Raw genomic sequence first — 21,545 nt, 5'->3', positions numbered from 1 at the left:
TTTTATGTCCGGTTTATGTTTTTTGACTAGATTACGATTTGTTGAGGATAATTTTACCAAGAACCGTTTTAACATTCATCCGAATTGCTTATTTTTGTTCGCTGAACAAGGAGGGGTGTCGAAAAGTCCGTTGAAACCTTTCGACACACCTCTTTTTAACACTTAAGGCAATCTGATGAAAAAAATATTCCTTTTTCTGATGTTTATCGCATTTTCGTTGGCGATGTCGGCCCAGATCAATACGGATCGTGTGCTGGCAATTGGGCGTAATGCTTTATATTTTGAAGATTACGTGCTGTCCATACAGTATTTTAACCAGGTAATCAAAGCGAAGCCCTGGATTGCGGAACCCTATTTTTATCGTGCTGTCGCGAAAATCAATCTGGATGATTACAAAGGGGCCGAAGAAGATTGTACGTTATGTCTTGAGCGGAATCCCTTTTTGGTGCAAGCTTATTATGCCCGCGGTATTGCCCGCCAGAGCCAGGAAAAATATGTGGAAGCGATTGCCGATTATGATAAAGGACTTGAATTCAAGCCTGACGATCGTCAGATGCTTGTCAATAAGGCTGTTGCCAATATTCAGCGAAAAGACTATAATGATGCGGAGAAGACATTCGATGTGCTGATGAGAGCGCATCCTAAATATTCTATGAATTATCTGACCCGTGGTGCGATGTACAGTGAAAAGGGAGATACGGTGAAAGCGCTTGCCGATTATAATAAGGCGATTGAAATGGATCCATATTATGCACCTTCTTATGGTAACCGTGCTATATTGCTCTACCAGACCAACGACCTCGACGGAGCTCTGGCAGACCTGAATGAAGCCATCCGTTTGAATACGCGTGAAAGCGGTTATTATATAAATCGTGGTTTGGTTCGTTATCAGAAGAACGACCTTCGCGGTGCAATGGACGATTACGACCAGGTAATCAGCATGGATAAAAATAATCTCATCGCCCGTTTTAACCGTGGATTGCTTCGTTACCAGGTTGGTGACAACAACCGTGCTATCGAAGATTTCGATGTGGTTATCCAACAAGAACCGGATAACTATATGGCTTACTATAACCGTGCTCTTTTACGTTTTGAAACCGGTGATTATCGGGGTGCTGTCCGCGACTTCGATGTTGTCCTGGGACAATATCCGAACTTTACCCCGGGCTATTACAGCCGTTCGGAAGCGAAGCGTAAGATGAATGATCAGGTCGGTGCCGACCGCGATTACTGGACCGCTATCGAAATGGAAAATAATAGTAAGAAAGGGAATGCTTCCGGTCAGACCGGCAACGCTATGGCTTCCAATAATACGACGGGGCAGGGGAATGATGCCACCTCTCCGGACAGTAAAGAGGAGAATACGCGTGAAAAGTCAGATAAAAACATCAGCAAATTTAACCGTTTGGTGGTATATGATAAGGATGAAGAGCGCAGAAATAAATATCAAAGCGATGTGCGTGGACGTGTGCAGGATCGTAATGTGCGTGTAGACCTGGAACCTCAGTTCGTCCTGACTTATTATGAAAAGATCGATCCGGTCAAGAAGATCGTCTATTATGATAAGATGATCGAGGAATATAATGCCCGCATGGTTTTGTCCCGTAAGTTGCGTATCACTAACGAAGAAGCAGCTCTTACGGAAGATCAGATTGCGGTGCACTTTGCATCCATAAATGACTATTCAGCTAAAATAGAAACTCAGCCGAATAACGCTGATGCATGGTTTGGACGTGCTGTCGACTATATGTTGGTACAGGATTTTACCGAAGCGATTAAAGACTTCAATAAAGTAGTGGAACTCGATCCAACCTATACCATGGCTTATTTCAACCGTGCGGTGGTGCGTTACAAACAGTTGGTTTATAATATGTCACAGGTATCCAGTACCGATGATTTGTCTATGTCTATGAATAGTATGAACTTCAAGATGGGACAGGCCCCGGCACCTAAAACTTCATCCGATGTGGCATCGGCAGAGGTAAAGGATAAAAAGAGAGCTTACGAACACGAAATGATCACACGCGATTATGACATGGTAATCCGTCTGAATCCCGGTTTCGTATATGCTTACTTCAACCGTGGAAACCTGCGTTGCGTACAGCGTGATTTCCGGGCTGCCATACAGGATTATGACGAAGCAGTCAAGCGTGATCCCGATTTTGCAGAAGCCTATTTTAATCGTGGGCTGGCACGCTTGTCTTTGGGTGATGCCAATCAGGGAATTGCCGACCTAAGTAAAGCCGGTGAGCTGGGTATTATTAATGCTTACAGTATCATCAAACGTATGACAAGCAATTGATATGAATCAGTTTTTTTGAATCAAAACAGACATGTTTTCCAACAAAACATGTCTGTTTTGGGTTTAAAGCATATATCTTTTAGACTAAAAATATCATTTTACGAAAAAGAATGCTAAATTTGCATGCTAATTAAAGAATTATAGAGAACAGATTATGATAAAGATTACATTTCCGGATAATTCCGTAAGAGAATACGCTGAAGGAACTACTGCAATGCAGATCGCAGAAAGTATCAGTTCCCGTTTGGCTCAGGAAGTTTTGGCCGCAAGTGTGAACGGAGAAACATGGGACCTGTCTCGCCCTATTATGCAGGATTCGACAGTGAATCTGCTGAAGTGGGACGACGAAGAAGGTAAACATGCATTCTGGCACTCGAGTGCCCACCTGATGGCAGAAGCCCTGCAGGAACTTTATCCTGGTATCAAGTTCGGTATCGGTCCGGCTATTGAAAATGGATTCTACTATGATGTAGATCCGGGTGAAGCTACAATCAAAGAAGGTGATTTTGCAGCTATTGAAGCAAAAATGCTTGAACTGGTAGCAAAGAAAGAAGAAATCAAACGTCAGGACATTTCCAAAGCAGACGCTATGAAAATGTTTGGTGACAGAGGTGAAGAATATAAGACTGAGTTGATCAGCGAACTGGAAGACGGTAAAATAACCACCTATACACAGGGCTCTTTTACTGACCTGTGCCGTGGACCGCACTTGCCTAACACATCTTACCTGAAAGCTGTTAAAATTCTGAGCGTGGCTGGTGCATACTGGCGTGGTGATGAAAAACGTAAACAGTTGGTTCGTTTGTATGGTATTACTTTCCCGAAAAAGAAAATGCTGGATGAATACCTGGCGTTATTGGAAGAAGCCAAAAAACGTGACCACCGTAAGATCGGTAAGGAACTGGAATTATTTACATTCTCTACTGCAGTAGGAGCAGGCTTGCCTTTATGGTTACCCCGCGGTACTCAGTTACGTTTGAAACTGGAAGACTTCCTGAAACGTATTCAGAAGAAATACGGTTACCAACAGGTGATGACTCCGCATATCGGTGCAAAGCAGTTGTATGTGACATCAGGTCACTATGCAAAATACGGCAAGGATTCATTCCAACCGATCCATACTCCGCAGGAAGGTGAAGAATTTCTGTTGAAACCGATGAACTGCCCTCACCACTGTGAGATCTTCAAGTCATTCCCGCGTTCATATAAAGACCTGCCTTTACGTTTCGCAGAGTTCGGTACTGTATATCGTTATGAACAGAGCGGTGAGTTGCACGGTTTGACAAGGGTTCGTGGCTTTACTCAGGATGACGCTCACTTATTCTGTCGTCCGGATCAGCTGAAAGACGAATTCCTGAAAGTAATGGATATTATCTTTATCATCTTTAAGGCACTTGACTTTGAAAACTTCGAAGCTCAGATTTCTTTACGTGATAAAGTAAACAGAGATAAATATATCGGTTCGGAAGATAACTGGGAAAAAGCAGAAACCGCCATCATCGAAGCCTGTCAGGAAAAAGGCCTGAAAGCAAAGATCGAATACGGTGAAGCCGCTTTCTATGGTCCGAAACTTGACTTTATGGTGAAAGATGCTATCGGCCGTCGCTGGCAGCTCGGAACAATCCAGGTAGACTATAACCTGCCGGAACGTTTTGAACTGGAATATACAGGCGAAGACAATAAAAAGCATCGTCCCGTAATGATCCACCGTGCACCGTTCGGCTCAATGGAGCGTTTCGTTGCTGTGCTGATCGAACATACAGGCGGTAAGTTCCCGTTGTGGTTGACTCCGGATCAGGTATGTATCATGCCTATCAGTGAAAAATTCAATGAATATGCATGGAATATCGCTCGTCAACTGGAAGAACAGGATATTCGTGTACTGGTAGACGACAGAAACGAGAAAATTGGCCGTAAAATTCGTGACAATGAATTGAAACGTATTCCTTACATGCTCATCGTTGGAGAAAAAGAAGCAGAAAATAATGAAGTTTCTGTAAGAAAACAGGGCGAAGGTGATAAAGGTTCGATGAAAATTGCTACCTTTGCAGCGCTTTTGAACGATGAAGTAGAGGACATGATGAATCGTTGGCAAAAAAGTAATAAATAAATAACTAATAACGAGGAGAATAAATCTTTTTGAATGAAGAATGACAATCTGAAAGAACAGTATAGAATTAACGAACGTATTCGTGTTCGTGAAGTTCGTCTAGTAGGTGACAATGTAGAACAGGGCGTATACCCGACATCGCAAGCTTTAAAAATGGCTGAAGATATGGGATTGGACCTGGTTGAGATTTCACCCAATGCTGCGCCCCCCGTTTGTAGAGTAACCGATTACCAGAAATTCCTCTATCAGCAGAAAAAACGACAGAAAGAGCAGAAAGCGAAGTCAGTTAAAGTTGTAGTGAAGGAGATTCGTTTCGGACCTCAGACTGATGATCATGATTATAACTTTAAATTGAAACATGCCAAAGGATTTCTGGAAGAAGGAGCTAAGGTTAAAGCATATGTGTTCTTTAAAGGACGTTCCATTCTTTTCAAAGAGCAGGGAGAAGTTTTGTTACTTCGTTTTGCTAATGACCTGGAAGACTACGGTAAAGTCGAACAGTTGCCGGTATTGGAAGGTAAACGCATGATCATCATGTTGACACCGAAAAAGGCAGGCGCACCTGCTGCTACTGCTACTCCGAAACCTGCTGCATCTGCCGGACCTGCAAAGCCTGTGGCTAAGAAAGTTATAACCTTGAAGCCGAGGACAGAGTCTGACGCAGAGGGAAACAAAGAATAAAAAACCGCCCGTTAGAGGGTGTCAAGTTTAATAATTAAAACAAATTGGAAAATGCCTAAGATGAAGACTAATTCCGGTGCCAAAAAGAGGTTCGCCCTTACCGGAACAGGAAAGATCAAAAGAAAACACGCTTTTAAAAGTCATATTTTGACGAAGAAGACTAAAAAAGCTAAGAGAAATCTTACTCATACCGGCCTTGTTGCTACTGTTGATGTAAGAAGTGTTAAGCTAATGCTTGGCATGAAGTAATCTTCTTAAATTAAGCGAGTTTTACAAAGATTTTTATTAACCGAATGTATTTAGCAAGTAAGATCATCATAAAGGATGACGCTAACATTCAAAACAGATTAGAATTATGCCTAGATCAGTAAATCATGTTGCTTCAAGAGCAAAAAGAAAACGGATTTTAAAACTTACCAGAGGTTATTATGGTGCACGTAAGAATGTGTGGACCGTAGCAAAAAATACCTGGGAAAAAGGTTTGACTTATGCATTCCGTGACCGTCGTAACAAGAAACGTAACTTCCGCGCATTGTGGATCCAGCGTATCAATGCTGCCGCTCGTCTGGAAGGTATGTCTTACTCTCGTTTGATGGGAGCTTTGCATGCTGCAGGTATCGAGATCAACCGTAAAGTGTTGGCCGACTTGGCAATGAACCATCCGGAAGCTTTCAAAGCAATCGTAGCGAAAGTAAAGTAAATTGATATATAAATGTCAATAGGGGAAGGGTTCCGATAACGGGACCCTTTTTTTGTTAGCTTTTTACAATTCATACCTTCTGAAACACTGCGACTTCACTTTTTTATTCATTATTTAAGGGGAAATTGTTGACATTTTGTTTGGAAGATTCAAAGGCTTTACATATCTTTGTAATAAGAAAAATGAGTTAGCCGCACTTGTTCGATTGGGAAACTCATCAGTTTATTTTAATTCCGAGACACAGCTCTTGTCGCTAATGGCGGGCCGCACCCTTCGGGGATGCATCGCACAGCGGATTACAAAGGTGGCAAAGCACTCAAATCCTGTCATACGGAGTTTGTTCATATCTAGGGTGCGGCTTTCTTCTCATATAAAGGGAAAATCTCTTACGGGATTTTCCCTTTTTCTTTGTATATTTACCGCACCAAGAATAAATACACAAAAAATAAATTATGATGTTATTGCCAAAACAATCGCGCATGACGATGGCTGGGATTACCGTAGCATGTTCGTTGTTCCTTGTAGCCTGTTCTCCGAAGGAAACAGTGCAGTTGAATCTAATCCCGTTACCGGCACAATTCACTGTGGCCGATGGTTTTTTCAAGGCAGACAGTGCTGCGGTCTTCTCTACGGAAAAACCTGCAAATGTTCATTTTGTTGTCGATAAGTCATTGGGAGGAAATCCGGAAGGATATCAGCTTACAGTTAATGACAAAGGTATCGACTTGAAAGCGGCTACAGAAACGGGCCTCTTCTATGGTGAGCAGACTCTCCGACAATTATTTACTCCACAGGGCTTCCCTTATGTATCCATACAGGACGAACCTCGTCTCAAGTACCGTGGATTGCATTTGGATGTGTCCCGCCACTTCTTTCCGAAAGAAGAAGTGTTCAAACTGCTGGATGTGATGTCTTTCTACAAACTGAATAATCTGCATTTCCATCTTACGGATGCCGGTGGCTGGCGTATACAGATGGATAAATATCCTAAACTGACAACAGAGACGGCTTTCCGGACAGAATCCGACTGGCGGAAATGGTGGGATGGAAAGGATCGTAAATATCTTCCCGAAGGCACTCCGGGTGCTTATGGCGGTTATTATACGAAAGATGATATACGTGAGATCGTTGCTTATGCAGCCTCTAAACATATAAATGTAATACCGGAGATCGAATTTCCTGGTCACTCGGAAGAAGTATTGTTTGCCTATCCGGAGTTAAGTTGTTCCGGTCAGCTTTATAAGAATGGTGATTTCTGCATAGGCAACCCGAAGTCGTTTACCTTTATGGAAGATGTGCTGGATGAAGTGATCGAACTTTTCCCTTCCGAATATATTCATGCGGGAGGAGATGAAGCCGGTAAAGGAGCTTGGAAGACCTGTTCTAAATGTCAGGCTTTGATGAAAAAGAATGGCATGAAGAGTGTGGATGAACTGCAGAGTTATATGATCCATAAAGCGGAAGAACATCTGATCTCTAAAGGCCGTAAGTTGATCGGTTGGGATGAGATCCTCGAAGGAGGTCTTGCTCCGGAAGCTACCGTTATGTCCTGGCGTGGTGAAAGCGGTGGAATTAAATCTGCCCGTATGGGACACGATGTGGTTATGACACCGGGCAATTATATGTATTTGGATTTCTATCAGGCTGATCCGAAGACACAGCCTTATGCTATCGGCGGATATACCCCGATCAAGAAAGTATATAGCTATAACCCGGTTCCGGTCGATTCATTGACTGCAGAAGAAAGTAAACATATTATAGGTGTACAGGCGAATACCTGGACAGAATATATCACGAATGAGAAACATCTGGAATATATGATGTTCCCGCGTGCGCTTGCTGTTGCCGAGATTGGCTGGACTCCTCAGGAAAAGCGTGAGTGGAATGACTTCAAACCTCGTATGAACGCTCATATTTCAAAATTGCAGCAGATGGGTATAAACACCTTTACCCTTTCCGACGAACTGGAAGTTACCATGTCTGTCGATACAGTAAAGAAACAGATAGAAGTATTCCTGGATGCAGAGAAATATCCGGCAGAGATCCGTTATACGACAGACGGGACTGTTCCGACTGCTTCTTCCGCCCTTTATGATGGCGTGATTGTGGTAAAAGATTCTGCTTATGTCAAAGCTGCTATTTTCAGAAACGGTCAGTTGCAGGGAGCACCGACGGAAAAGAAAGTCGATTATCATCGTGCGATCAATAAGTCTATACATTATAATAGTAAGTTGTATCCCGGCTATATGGCGGGAGGTATGAATGCCCTGATCGACGGATACCGTGGTGGACTGACTTATCTGGATGGCCGCTGGCAGGGATATCTGAACGATCTCGATTGTGTGATCGATATGGAAGAAGTGACCGACATACACAAAGTATCGGCTCGCTTTATGCAGTTGATCGGTCCGGGTGTTTACCAACCGGCCAGTGTCGAGCTGCTGACCTCGGAAGACGGTACAAACTTCACCTCTCAGGGAATTATCCCGACAACTATCTCCAATAAAGATGCAGACCTCTCTTTCCAGGAATATCTCTTCCAGGGAGACTGGAAAGCCCGTTACGTTCGCTTGAAGGCTGACGAAGCCAACAAAGGGTTTATTTTTGTCGATGAGATTGTTGTTTGGTAGGATTCACTTTGCTATTTCCATTAGTAAATTATTAATGATAACAGAATACAATATATTAATTAGTAACTAAATAAATCAAGAATGAAGAAGCAAGTAATGAGCCTTCTGCTGTGTGGCAGCCTGATGGCGGCAGCGCAACAGCCGGTAGATTATGTAAACCCCTTTATCGGGACCAGTAACTACGGGACAACCAATCCCGGAGCTATTTGTCCCCAAGGTATGATGAGTGTCACTCCATTCAATGTGATGGGGTCGGAGAGTAACCGCTTCGATAAAGACAGCCAATGGTGGTCCACTCCATACTCTTCCGACAATGATTTCATGACAGGGTTTGCTCATGTCAATCTGAGCGGCGTCGGTTGTCCTGAACTAGGAAGTCTTTTGTTGATGCCTACAGCCGGTGAACTGAAAGTCGATTACCGTGAATACGGCAGTAAATATAAAGATGAAGTCGCCCATCCCGGTTATTACAGCAATGTCCTGACAAAATATAATATCAAGACAGAAGCAACAGCCAGTATGCGTACAGGTCTCAGCCGTTTCACCTTCCCGAAAGGGCAAGGCAATATCCTTTTAAATCTGGGTGAAGGACTGACCAACGAGACCGGAGCCACCGTTCGTATCGTTAATGAGACCGAGATCGAAGGTAGTAAACTGCTGGGAACTTTCTGCTATAACCCACAGGCTGTTTTCCCTATCTATTTTGTGATGAAGGTCAGCAAGGCTCCTAAATCGATGGGATATTGGAAAAAACAGCGTGAAATGAAGGGTGTGGAAGCCGAATGGGATATCTATTCAGGTAAATATAAGTTGTATACCAAATACAATCGTGACATGAGCGGTGACGATATCGGTGTATGGTTTACCTACGATACGGAAGAAAACGAAGCAATCGAAGTGAAGATGGGCGTCTCTTTCGTCAGTATCGAAAATGCCCGCCTGAACATGAATACGGAACAGCCGGACTTTAACTTCGATAAAGTAAAAGCTACCGCCAGCAATATGTGGAACAGCGATCTGTCCCGTGTAAAGGTTGAAGGAGGTTCCAAAGACGATAAAACGATCTTCTATACCGCCTTATACCACCTGTTGATCCATCCGAACATTATCCAGGATGTGAACGGCGAATATCCGATGATGGAAAGCCTGAAAGTGGGCCATACCACAGGCAACCGTTACACTGTATTCTCATTGTGGGATACTTATCGTAATGTAAGTACCCTGATGACTCTTCTTTTCCCTGAACGCCAGCTCGACATTATCCGTACGATGATCGATATGTATAAAGAAAGCGGATGGTTGCCTAAATGGGAACTTTACGGACGTGAAACTCTGACGATGGAAGGCGATCCTTCTATACCTTATATAGTAGATGCCTGGATGCGCGGTCTTCGCGATTTCGATGTCGAAACAGCTTATGAAGCGATGCGTAAGGGAGCCACAACTCCGGGAGAGTTCAACCTGCTTCGTCCGGACAATAACGATTATATGAGTAAAGGCTATGTTCCTCTTCGTGAACAGTACGATAACTCTGTATCTCACGCCCTGGAATATTATATTGCCGACTGGAACCTTTCTCAGTTTGCCAAAGCATTAGGAAAGAAAGAAGATGCCAAGTTATTCCACGATCGTTCTATGGGATATAAGAACTATTATAGCAAAGAGTTCGGAACCCTTCGTCCGCTTCTGCCTGACGGAACGTTCTATTCTCCGTTCAACCCGAAACAAGGAGAAAACTTCGAACCGAATCCTGGCTTCCACGAAGGAAGTGCCTGGAACTATACATTCTATGTACCTCACGATATCCCCGGTCTTGTTAAGCTGATGGGTGGTCAGAAGAAATTTGTAGATAAGCTGCAGATGGTATTCGACGAAGGCCACTATGATATGGCTAACGAACCGGATATCGCTTATCCTTACCTGTTCAGCTATTTCAAAGGCGATGCCTGGCGTACACAGAAACTCGTTCGTGAATTGTTAAGTAAATACTATCATAATGCACCGAACGGTCTCCCTGGTAACGATGATACCGGTACAATGTCTACCTGGGCTGTATTCTCTATGATGGGATTTTATCCGGCCTGTCCGGGTGATATGGATTATGTATTAACATCACCGACCTTTAATAAGGTAACAATCGATCTGGACAAGAAATTCTATCCGAAAGGTGAACTGGTGATCGAGTCGATGCATCAAACTCCGGAAGATATCTACATTAAAGAGGTAACAGCCGGAGGAAAGAAGTTGAAAGGCTATACTATTTCTCAGGAAGAACTGGTGAATGCCGGAACATTGAAATTTATTTTAGAAGATACGCATAAATAGAAGGAATCAATTCTTATAAAGAAAGCCCAGAGAAGTTTATAATACTTTTCAGGGCTTTTTTTATGGTTAAAAATGATGTTGCAGATGAATTAATATGTTAGTTCTTGTGAATCTTATAAAATTTTGAAAGGTCTTGAAATTAAAATGACTAGAAAAAACGATCGTTTTTTCTAGTCATTTTTTTGTGCTGCAAATGTAGGAGATATTTATTGAAATACAAAAGGTTTTGGGAATTTTATCTATTTGTTTTTCAATGTTTTGATCTTGTTTTTTCAAAATGCCGCTTCAATCATAGGTTAACATATATTAGTCAAATAAAGCTGACTAGAAAAAACGATCGTTTTTTTTAGTCACTCCAATAACCTTCAAGTATAAGATTTTCAGTTGTTTATGTAGGTTGGCCGCTTGGGACTGACGAACTTTTTTACATAACACCCCTAATTTGTGACTTATGAATATCAATGGTTTTGCACTAGTATTATCACGCGTTAAATTTTTTAACCGTTGGATCGTCCTATTTATTGATTTATTTTTATCAATTCTGGCAACTGCTACTTCTCTGTCATTCCTGTGGTATATCCTTGGGACAGAGCTTGTAGACGATTCTCTTTTTCATATATTATTCATTTCTTTCTGCAGTAGTCTGGCAAGTTTCTTTTTGTGCCAGACCTATAAAGGTGTGATCCGGCACTCTGCATTTACAGAAGCCGGACGTCTCGCTTTATCCTCATTAATAAAGGTACTTTTCATCGTTGTTTTGGTCTACCTGACCACGACGATTCAATCTCCTCGTGAATTAGCCTTAGGAGCTGTAGTAGACTTATCCCTCACATTCTTCCTTTTAACAATACTCCGTGTCTTCATGATTGTTTTCTATACGATTATAGTCAATAGTGTATCCTTAAATCAAGGAAAACTATTGATTTATCAGGGTGATAAATCCGGGACTTTCTTGTTTGATGCTTCCCTGAGCGACAAACTGCTGTATAAAGTTTGTGGTTTCCTACGTTTTGGCGATCACACCTGTTTACGTGTAGGAAAATACAGAATTTACTCAATCAAAAAACAGGTAGACTTTAATCATTTGGTTAACAGGAAAAATATTAAAGCTGTTCTGTTTACTGACTATCATTTAGTAAAAGAAGAGAGTGAGCGTTTAGTCCGTTATTGTGAAAAGAAGAAGGTTCGTATGTTGATACTCCCTTCTGTCGATGAATTGAAGAAAGGCAGGGTTAATTTTCACAATCTTCCTGAAGTACATATAGAAGATTTATTGGGCCGTGAGGAAATCTGTATCAATATGGCTGAAATCGCCGCATCCTTAAAAGGTAAAGTGGTTTTAGTCACTGGAGCTGCCGGTTCTATTGGCAGCGAACTCTGTCGTCAATTATGTACATTCAATCTGAAACAATTGATCTTATTCGACAGTGCTGAAACTCCCATGCATAATATACGTCTGGAACTGGAAGAAAAATTTCCTCAGGTAGAGTTTACTCCTGTAATGGGAGATATCCGGATGATCGACCGTGTAGAATCTCTTTTCGTGCGTTTTCAACCTCAATATGTGTTTCATGCGGCTGCTTATAAGCACGTACCTTTGATGGAGGAAAATCCTTGTGAGGCTGTTCATACGAATGTATATGGTACTCGCAATGTAGCGGATATGGCTGTCAAATACAATGTAGATAAATTTATAATGATTTCTACCGATAAGGCGGTTAATCCGACTAACGTAATGGGCGCTTCCAAACGCCTGGCTGAAATCTATGTACAAAGTTTAAGTATCGCTATCAGCAAAGGCTTGCATCCGGGTAAAACCCGTTTTATCACGACCCGTTTTGGTAATGTTTTAGGAAGTAACGGTTCTGTTATTCCCCGTTTCCGTGAGCAATTGGCAAAAGGAGGTCCTTTAACAGTGACTCATCCCGACATCATCCGCTACTTTATGACAATCCCGGAAGCGTGTCGTTTGGTACTCGAAGCGGCCTTTATGGGTAAGGGTAATGAAATCTTTGTATTCGATATGGGAACCCCTGTAAAGATCGCTGATCTGGCTCGTCGTATGATCGAACTGGCTGGTCTTGTTCCCGGCGAGGATATCGAAATCCAATATACCGGTCTTCGCCCAGGTGAAAAGCTGTATGAGGAACTTCTGGCAACGAAAGAAAATACCCTTTCTACCAATAATGCCAAAATATATCGTGCCCAAGTGAGAGAATATGATTACAATGATATTTGTACGGTTATGAACCCGCTGATTACATTGGCGATTAAAGTCGATAAGATGGGAACAGTCCAAATGATGAAAGGGATTGTACCGGAGTTCAAGAGTAAGAATTCGGAGTATGAGGTGTTGGATAAGGAATAAATTTCTATCTTTGTAAATAAGAAATTTATAACATATGAAATCAACAACAGAATACATCGCTTTACTGCGAGGATATATGCAGAGGAATGCCGACAATTACGGTATTACCCGGATGGGGATATTTGGTTCTGTTGCGCGTAATGAACAGACTGAAAATAGTGATGTAGATATATATGTGGAGGGAGAGTTACGCGGCTTCTTTGTTTTGTCAGGCATTAAATGTGAATTGGAAGAACTATTAGGTTGTAAAGTAGATATCGTACGTTTGCGAAAGCAAATGGACTCTTTTTTGCGTGATCGAATTTTAAAGGAGGGTATTTATGTGTAATAAACTAGTAGTACTCCATATCTTGCAGTTGCTTCATGACTCTTTGATACAAATCATCAAGCGTTCTTCTGCTATCCATTCACCTGATGATTTTTTGTTAAGCGAGAGTGGTGTTACTCTTCTCGATAGTATTTGTATGAAATTGACAGCTATCGGAGAAAGTTTAAAGAATTTAGACAAAATAACCAATAGACAGTTTCTGATTAATTATCCGGAAATTCCTTGGAAAAATGTGATGGGAATACGTGATATCATTGTTCATCATTATTTTGATGTGGATGCTCTTGAGATTTTTCGAATTAGTAAAGAAAATGTTCCAGAACTATTATCTGTCATTGACAAAATGATTAATGACTTAACGGAAAATTAATTCCAACTTTAAGAATTCGTCTTTTTATACCTTTGAAAAGTTTAAATAACTTTTTTCAGATATTCTTTGTTATCTTATCCTTTCTTTGTTTGATCGGAGGGTACTATGTAGAGGGTATTTGTATTTGGCTTTCTCTTCTGACATTAGCTGTTTGGCCAATATTGGCGGGTAATCTGTTGATGGGAATAATCCAATTGTTTACAAAGAAGAAGTGGAGAAGCCTTATTTCTCTGTTTGCCATTCTACTACATATAGATTATTTATTGGCAGTTTATCAGCCACTCTATTGGAATAAACTAGAAGTTGTAGATTCGGAAGGGACGCCTCTGACTGTAGTCACTTACAATACCAGTCATTTTAGTTGGAATAAGATGTACATAATGAATGAAGCTGCAGCTTACATAAAGGAACTTCAGCCGGATATTGTCTGTTTTCAGGAAGTACCCGGTGATGGTTATTACCACCGTGACAGTATCCGATACGCTTTTGATTATGTTTTGTATAAATATATCAGTCGGCGTACCGACCATTTGCCAACAATGATTTACAGCCGTTACCCCATCCATTTGGTAAAGGCTCTTTATTATGAAAATTCTCGGAATATGTCATTGATAGCTGATGTACGGATAAACAATTAATACATCCGTGTAGTCAACAACCATTTCGAGACAACAAGCGTCAATGCTTATCGCGGTATCATTACCACTCCCGGTAAGAGTTTGGAAATTCGTGCAAAAGCAGTCAAAGATTTGGTGTTAAAAATGAAAAGTAACTATCGGAAACGAGCTGAACAGGCCGATACGATCCATGCTGAGATCAAATGCTCACCTTATCCGGTGCTGGTTTGCGGTGACTTCAATGATACACCAGCTTCTTATACATATCATCGAGTGCGAAAAGATCTGGTTGACGGTTTCCATGATTGTGGGAGTGGTTACCAATATACGTTCCGCCAGTTATACAAGCTCTGGAGGATTGATTATGTTTTTTATTCGGAATCGTTGAAAGGGTGTGAATGCTATTCGCCGGAGACATCTTATAGTGATCATAATATGGTGGTTTGGAAAGGAATAGCAAATAGATAGTTAATGGAAGTTGTAGAAATAGAGAAAGGATATTTTAGAGGTAGTATTGATGCGAACCATTTTATGTAATTCGTAGAAACAGCGATAGAGATGAACAAAGAAGGCGATCATGGTATTTCCGTTTTTGTATATGTGGAAGATGCTTCAATTAAAATAGTGAAGATTATAACTATATGGGAGTGATGGATAAGATGGTTAAAATAGAATTGTGTTAATAAAATAATGCTGAAGAAAATTGTAAGAGATACAGGATTATATTTGCTATCATCGCTTATCCCGATGGTATTGTTGGTTGCTATTAATCCATTTCTTGCAAAGAATTTATCTCCATTTGATTATGGGATTATAGGTTATTTGTCATCCTTTGCTGCGATAGAGACTCCATTAATCCAATTCTTTATAACGAGATTTTACCTTTCAAATTACTATAAGATTGATTTAGAAGAGCGAATGCGGTTAAAAACGTTGGTGGTTCAATCGTTGATTTTATTTTCGCTTTTTATGTCAATAATTGTTGGGGGTGGCATATGTTTTTATCATTATTTGTTTAATACAGAATCAAATATACCACTTTTTCCATTATTATTATTCTCCATAGGTGCTATTTGGATAAGTGGTTTATTTAGTTTTCAGCTTGCTGAGTATCGAATAGAAAGAAAAACAAGGGAGTATTGTAAATATTGTATATCAAGTGGTATATTTAGAGTAATAACAATATTAATATGCGTTGTTTTACTTCATCAAGGAGCATGGGGGTATGAATTTGCAACATTTGTTTCATCATTTGTATTCTTTCTTATTACTTTTTTTAGATTGAAAAAATATATTTTTAAACGAATAGATTTAATATTGTTAAGAAAGCTATTGTCTTTTTGTTGGCCTTTAGCTATTGCTGGATGCTTAGAGTTTTTTACTAATGGTTATAGTAGAGTTTTATTAGAGCGTGTTGGTGATACAAATGAATATGGTATTTATTGTGTAGGAGATCAATTCGCGAGATACATAAATATTTTTACAATGGCATTGTATTCTACATTCAATCCTGATTTGTATGAATCCGTTGCAAAGTTTAATAAATCAAAACTCATCAGAGTTTGTGTTATTTTGCTTGCTGCCGAAACATTGGTTGTATTATTTTATATTATACTAGCTCCATTCGTAATTGACATATTGACCGCTGGAAGATATATTGAATCAGCTAAATATTCTCAAATATTATCTGTTGCACAAATTTTTGTTGTTGGGTTTTATTTAGTGAACGATATAACTGTTGCTGCCGGCTATTCTAAAAGCGTTTTGACAACTAAAGTAATTGCCAGTTTATTATCTGTATTGGTGATTAGTTCTCTTGTGAGGATTGGGTCTTATTATGGAGCTGCTTATGGGCATATTGTTACATTTATGCTATTCATTGTTACAAATATTTTGTGCCTTTTATTCCAAATAAAAAAAGATAGAAAAAAGTAATTGTAAATGAATTTAGAAAATATGATTGCGAATCAAAAACTTATAACTCCTGTACTTTTATTGGTTTTTAATAGACCTGATAAAACGAAGATAATTTTTGACATAATACGTTCAGTTCGTCCAACAAAACTATATGTAGCAGCAGATGCACCTCGTGAAGACAGACCAGATGAACGAAAGGCTTGCGATAAAGTTAGGCAAATCGTAAAGAATGTAGATTGGGATTGTGACGCTCATTACTTATTCCATGAGAAGAATCAGGGGTGTGCAATGGGTGGATACTCTGCTTGGAGTTGGCTCTTCGAATATGAGGATAGAATGATTTTCTTAGAAGATGATTCTCTTCCTGTTAAATCATTCTTTTTTTATTGTCAGGATTTGTTGGAACGATATAAAGACAATGATAATATTGGTTATATTGGAGGTGTAAATTTTGGACAGCATTATGGTAGTGCATCTTATTATTATTCAAGAATTCCAGCTTCTACTTATGGCATGGCAACATGGAAGCGTACCCACCAAAAGTATGAATTTGGGATAGATACATTTTATGATTGTTTCAAGACTCCAAGTTATAAGGCTAATTTCAATAGTTGGTTCGAACGTATTTGGTACACCAAGAAATTTGAACGACATTTAAGTGAAAAGAGAAATGGCAGAATTAGTAGAAGTTATGATATACAGATGTTATATATATCATTTAAGTATGGGCTTTATAATATTTACCCACAGGTGAATATGGTGTCGAATATAGGATTTGATGCGGAAGCAACGAATTATGACCCCTCTTATGACCATGGTATGGCTGCTGTTTATGGTAATAGACCAACAGAGGAGTTAGGAGAAATTGTATACAATGATAATATAGTTATTGATCCAAAATTTGAAGAAAGCATGTTCGTTCAGCGTGCCTTATTTAATAAATCATATTTTTGGGCAGTAAAAGATTTGTTCGTTTACTATCCATTACGTCAAATTCCGATGTTTTATAGAGTTGGTAAATGGTTTAGAAAGTACATTAAATAGATGAAGGTAGTGCAGATAAATGCAACTTGTGATGCAGGAAGCATTGGTAGAATATGTGTTGCAGTCAGTGACTTGCTTACAAAACAAGGTATAGAAAACTATATCTTGTATACAAGTGGTCATTCTAATCATTTTTGTGGCATTAAGTATTCAAGCGATAGATATGTAAAATGGCAGGCTCTTAAAGCTAAACTTTTTGGTGGATATGGGTTTAATGCAACAAGGGTAACTCATCAGTTAATATTTGAATTGGAATCTTTAGCTCCAGACATTGTGCATTTACACAATATTCACAACCATAACTGCAACATTGGGATATTGTTCAATTATTTACGCAAGAAAAAACTCAAAGTATATTGGACTTTTCATGATTGTTGGGCTTTTACTGGTTATTGTTCACATTTTGTGATTGCTGATTGTGACAAATGGAAAATTCAGTGTCATAATTGTCCACAGCGAAAAGTATATAGTTGGTTGTTTGACAGGAGTACGGAGTTGTATAAACGTAAGAAGTACGCAATACGGAGAGGACTTGATTTAACCATTATTACTCCATCAAAATGGTTGGCAGGTTTGGTAAAGCAGTCTATGTTTAAGGATTATCCAGTCATTGTAATTAATAATGGTATAGACCTTTCTGTATTCAAACCAGTATCAAGTGATTTCAAGATTAAATATGGTGTAGGTAATAAACATATTGTTCTTGGTGTGTCATTTGGTTGGGGATATAGCAAAGGATTGGATGTTTTTATCAAACTTGCGGAACGATTACCTTGCGATTATCAAGTTGTTCTTGTTGGTACTAATGCTGATACTGATAAACAATTGCCTTCAAATATTATTTCTATCCATAAAACGACAAGCCAGCAAGAACTTGCTCAAATTTATTCAGCAGCAGATGTTTTTGTTAATGCAACCAGACAGGATACTTATCCTACGGTCAATATGGAGGCAATTGCTTGTGGAACTCCGGTAGTCACTTTTCGTACTGGCGGTAGTCCGGAAATTATAAACGAAAAGATCGGTGCTATTGTTGAGTGTAATGATGTAGTTACTTTGCAGCTACAAATTGAATCTATATGTTCGACTAAAAGATTTGTGAAAGAAGATATTTTGGAGGCTTCTAAAGCGTTTGATCAAAAAAGTCGGTTTAACGAATATATTTTACTCTATCAGTAAATTGTGATATGAATTTTGTCAAAAAGGTGATATATTTTAATATTGTCCCGTTGATTGGGAGTATATTTAATAAACGGAGTAAGTTTGTAAACGTCATTTACTATCATGACATAGTTAGGGGCAAGGGATATAGTAGTCAACAAACAAATGTGGATATATTTAAGAAGCAGATGAAATATCTTCACGATAACGGATATGTCACATACACATTTGATGAGTTGGAAAATACTGAAAACTTGAAATTCTGTTACAAACATATTGTGATTACTTTTGATGATGGATGGATTTCAAATTATACAGAGATTTTCGACTTTATGAAATCTCTGAAACTTAAGTATAACATCTTTCTATCAATGGGGAAGATTGGTGTAGATAAAAGCTACTTGACGTGGGATAGTGTGCGCGAAATGCATAATAGTGGTATTGTTGGTTTTGGAGCACATTCTTTTACACATCCTTCAATGGCAGATATAAATGCAATTAATCCTAATTTAGAAATTATTGAAGTTGATCAAAAGTTTAAAAAAGAACTTGGTTATGAACCTCATGACTTTTGTTATCCATTTGGCTATTATTCTGAGGCTTCCAACGATTATTTGGTAAAGTATTCTAATTATATGAGAATTTACACATCAGATATGAATTACTCATATATGAAAGAGGATAAGATTATTTTCGGTCGTAATTCGATTGTGAATGAGGAGCCTATGAGAGTATTTATATATAAGGTGTTAGGGTATTTTAATATATTCAGTACTTTAGTCAATAGGATTGTGGCTTTAACTGGTAAATAATAGCATGAAAAAAATACTTTTTTTTTGTACTCGTTACCCTGGATTGGGAGGGATAGAAAAGGTTACTGAGTATCTAGCTAACGAGTTGTGTATAGACTACAGTATTTCTATTTTTTCTGTGTATCCGCTGAGTGATAAGATACTATTAAACAATCTTGATCAAAATGTAAAATACTTTGAACAAAAGAACAACCTGAGTGATGATTTGTTACAGGTTATTAATAATGAACATATAGACTGTATTATTTATCAAGATTCCTATTATGGGAAAGAGGATGATGTTTTTGCAGCTATACGAATGGTAAACAAGCGTCCAAAGTTGATTATTGTTGAACATAATACACCTAACTGTTATTTGTTAAGTAATAAGTTTCATTATGGTAATACACCGTTAGCTCTTGTAAAACGATTTGGAATATGGTTATATTCAATGAAACGCCATAGGAAAATGTATAAGAATGCAGACAAATATGTTTTGTTGTCAAAGCGTTTTATTCCAATATTCAAATATATAACCTGTATTTCGAACCCTACCAAACTTACATATATAAATAATCCAGTAACATGTCAGAAGCCGGATAATGTTGTTGTTGATTTGGATAATAAAGAAAAGTTATGTCTCTTTTCTGGACGTTTGGTGCCACAAAAGGGTGTTCATCTGTTAGTAGAGGTTTGGAATAGAATTTCAAAAATGCATCCAGATTGGAAGCTTGAAATTTTAGGTGATGGAGAAAAACTTGAATGGATGAAACTATATGTCGACAAAAATAATCTTCATGAATCTGTTTCATTTGAAGGTTTCCAAACAAATGTAGTGTCATATTATAAGAGAGCCTCCATACTCACTATGTCAAGTATATATGAGGGGTGGCTTTTAAGTTTGTGTGAATCAATGTGTTACGCGGTTTGTCCTATTCTTTTTTCATCTTATGAAGCGGCTTTTGACATAATTGATGATGATAAAAATGGAGTCTTGGTAGATGCATTCAGTGTTGAACAATATGTCGAGCGTTTGGATGCATTGATGTCAAATCCATCAAAATTAAAAGCCATGCAAAAAGCAGCTGTTTCAAAATCTGAAAACTTTTCAATACAAAGTATAAGTAAGCAGTGGCGAGATTTGTTGAACGATTTGTAAATGAAACAATTTGAAATTTGAGATGATGGAAAAAGATGATATTATTATAAGAAAAGTTGAACCTAGCGATTTTGATAATTTGGTAAAACTATATTGTGAAGTATGGCCTGCAAAGTCATGTGAGGGGAAGTCTGAGCACTTCACTTCTTGGGAAAGAAAGGCTAGCTTTGTAATGAAAGAATCGACAGGCGTAAGCTATTTGGCGGAAAAAAATGGAAAAATTGTAGGTAGTCGTACGTCATTTTTTATGAATGCCTATTATGGTAACAGGAAATTAATCTGTGTACAATATGCTGATTCTTGTGTATCAAAGGAATGTAGAGGAAAACATTTATTCTTGAGACTGAATGAAGCTTTTCTAAATGAATATTTTAATGAGGCAGGTGGTGAGTTAATTTATAACATTAGTGTAGAGGCTTCTCGTAAAGCTTACGAAAAATTGGGATGGGTTTACATTAAGTCTTTGACAGGCTTTAAAAAATATCTAAATCCGTTGAAAACATTGTGGAAACTTCGTTTTGATATTCGTAAACTTGCAGGAACTCCTATTTGGGATATTGAATCTCATATAATATCAATAGATGAGCACTTGTTAGATATTCGAGAGGCAGAAATGCTGAAGAGTGATACTATACATATCCGCTATGATAAGGAGACATTCTTGTGGCGTATGAAATCGCAAAGTGGAATCAAGATGTGGAGCAAGGATGGACTTGGTTGTATTATATACAAAATAGGTAAGAAGCCTCATGGAACTGTAGTTGTTTTTATTGGTGAAGTATTCTTGTATAAATACACAAGAGTCGACCTCAAAGCTTTGTTTAAAGCATTCAATAAGGAAATTAAGCCTGAGTTAGTCCTTGCAGATATGACATTAAACCATCCTTTGTATAAATTTTATAAAAAGCTTGGTTTTTTACAGTCTAAAAAATTTGCTAATCATGGTGTCAAGGTTCTTACAGACGAAATGAAACAGATTTGCCTGAATCCTCAGAATTGGGCTTTATCTTTCATGGATATTGATACTTTCTAATATTCAAAT

The 21,545-nt window shown here is 38.8% G+C and carries 18 protein-coding genes; all 18 read left to right on the top strand.

Annotated features, from left to right (window positions below; all coding sequences use genetic code 11):
• Positions 1–175: 175 nt before the first annotated feature.
• The 18 genes from IEY67_RS13810 (at position 176) to IEY67_RS13730 (ending at position 21,536) form a co-directional block, all read left to right on the top strand.
• A complete protein-coding gene (locus tag IEY67_RS13810; protein ID WP_183671715.1) occupies positions 176–2,302 on the top strand; it encodes a tetratricopeptide repeat protein in 2,127 nt (708 codons plus the stop codon).
• A gap of 154 nt (positions 2,303–2,456) precedes the next feature.
• Complete coding sequence (thrS, locus tag IEY67_RS13805) at positions 2,457–4,412, top strand: threonine--tRNA ligase (protein ID WP_122351341.1); 1,956 nt, start codon at positions 2,457–2,459, stop codon at positions 4,410–4,412.
• A gap of 33 nt (positions 4,413–4,445) precedes the next feature.
• A complete protein-coding gene (gene infC / locus IEY67_RS13800) occupies positions 4,446–5,093 on the top strand; it encodes a translation initiation factor IF-3 (RefSeq protein ID WP_122351340.1) in 648 nt (215 codons plus the stop codon).
• A gap of 51 nt (positions 5,094–5,144) precedes the next feature.
• On the top strand, positions 5,145–5,342 hold the full coding sequence (rpmI, locus tag IEY67_RS13795; protein WP_122351339.1) for a 50S ribosomal protein L35: 198 nt from the start codon (positions 5,145–5,147) through the stop codon (positions 5,340–5,342).
• Positions 5,343–5,448: 106 nt separating this feature from the next.
• Positions 5,449–5,793, top strand: a complete 345-nt coding sequence (gene rplT, locus IEY67_RS13790) for a 50S ribosomal protein L20 (RefSeq protein ID WP_005635321.1) — start codon at positions 5,449–5,451, stop codon at positions 5,791–5,793.
• A 455-nt stretch (positions 5,794–6,248) separates the two neighbouring features.
• Complete coding sequence (locus IEY67_RS13785) at positions 6,249–8,423, top strand: beta-N-acetylhexosaminidase (RefSeq protein ID WP_183671739.1); 2,175 nt, start codon at positions 6,249–6,251, stop codon at positions 8,421–8,423.
• An 81-nt stretch (positions 8,424–8,504) separates the two neighbouring features.
• Positions 8,505–10,748 (top strand): GH92 family glycosyl hydrolase, encoded by a 2,244-nt coding sequence (locus IEY67_RS13780; RefSeq protein WP_183671714.1) that lies wholly within the window; start codon positions 8,505–8,507, stop codon positions 10,746–10,748.
• A gap of 451 nt (positions 10,749–11,199) precedes the next feature.
• Entirely contained in the window at positions 11,200–13,116 is a 1,917-nt protein-coding gene (locus tag IEY67_RS13775) for a UDP-N-acetylglucosamine 4,6-dehydratase family protein (protein ID WP_183671713.1), read from the top strand.
• A gap of 34 nt (positions 13,117–13,150) precedes the next feature.
• Positions 13,151–13,444 (top strand): nucleotidyltransferase family protein, encoded by a 294-nt coding sequence (locus IEY67_RS13770; RefSeq protein WP_183671712.1) that lies wholly within the window; start codon positions 13,151–13,153, stop codon positions 13,442–13,444.
• On the top strand, positions 13,437–13,814 hold the full coding sequence (locus tag IEY67_RS13765) for a HepT-like ribonuclease domain-containing protein (protein WP_183671711.1): 378 nt from the start codon (positions 13,437–13,439) through the stop codon (positions 13,812–13,814). Before IEY67_RS13770 ends, IEY67_RS13765 begins: the two co-directional genes overlap by 8 nt.
• A 32-nt stretch (positions 13,815–13,846) precedes the next feature.
• Positions 13,847–14,452 (top strand): endonuclease/exonuclease/phosphatase family protein, encoded by a 606-nt coding sequence (locus IEY67_RS25185; RefSeq protein ID WP_506330614.1) that lies wholly within the window; start codon positions 13,847–13,849, stop codon positions 14,450–14,452.
• 123 nt (positions 14,453–14,575) lie between these two features.
• On the top strand, positions 14,576–14,899 hold the full coding sequence (locus IEY67_RS25180; RefSeq protein WP_229801062.1) for an endonuclease/exonuclease/phosphatase family protein: 324 nt from the start codon (positions 14,576–14,578) through the stop codon (positions 14,897–14,899).
• Positions 14,900–15,121: 222 nt separating this feature from the next.
• Positions 15,122–16,366 carry a lipopolysaccharide biosynthesis protein gene (locus IEY67_RS13755; RefSeq protein ID WP_183671710.1) on the top strand — a complete coding sequence of 415 codons (1,245 nt, stop codon included), beginning with the start codon at positions 15,122–15,124 and terminating at the stop codon, positions 16,364–16,366.
• A gap of 6 nt (positions 16,367–16,372) precedes the next feature.
• Positions 16,373–17,392: a hypothetical protein gene (locus IEY67_RS13750; protein ID WP_183671709.1), complete on the top strand. Its 1,020-nt coding sequence runs from the start codon at positions 16,373–16,375 to the stop codon at positions 17,390–17,392.
• Positions 17,393–18,571 carry a glycosyltransferase gene (locus IEY67_RS13745; RefSeq protein WP_183671708.1) on the top strand — a complete coding sequence of 393 codons (1,179 nt, stop codon included), beginning with the start codon at positions 17,393–17,395 and terminating at the stop codon, positions 18,569–18,571.
• 149 nt (positions 18,572–18,720) lie between these two features.
• Positions 18,721–19,365 (top strand): polysaccharide deacetylase family protein, encoded by a 645-nt coding sequence (locus IEY67_RS13740; RefSeq protein WP_183671707.1) that lies wholly within the window; start codon positions 18,721–18,723, stop codon positions 19,363–19,365.
• Between the two features lie 4 nt (positions 19,366–19,369).
• Positions 19,370–20,503, top strand: coding sequence for a glycosyltransferase (locus IEY67_RS13735; protein ID WP_183671706.1), 1,134 nt, complete (start codon positions 19,370–19,372; stop codon positions 20,501–20,503).
• Between the two features lie 22 nt (positions 20,504–20,525).
• Positions 20,526–21,536, top strand: a complete 1,011-nt coding sequence (locus tag IEY67_RS13730) for a GNAT family N-acetyltransferase (RefSeq protein WP_183671705.1) — start codon at positions 20,526–20,528, stop codon at positions 21,534–21,536.
• Positions 21,537–21,545: the final 9 nt, after the last annotated feature.

Origin of the sequence: Parabacteroides faecis (genome assembly GCF_014647375.1) — a bacterium.
In the GTDB taxonomy this organism is placed as follows: Bacteria; Bacteroidota; Bacteroidia; order Bacteroidales; family Tannerellaceae; genus Parabacteroides; species Parabacteroides faecis.
This window is presented reverse-complemented; position numbering and strand designations above follow the sequence as displayed.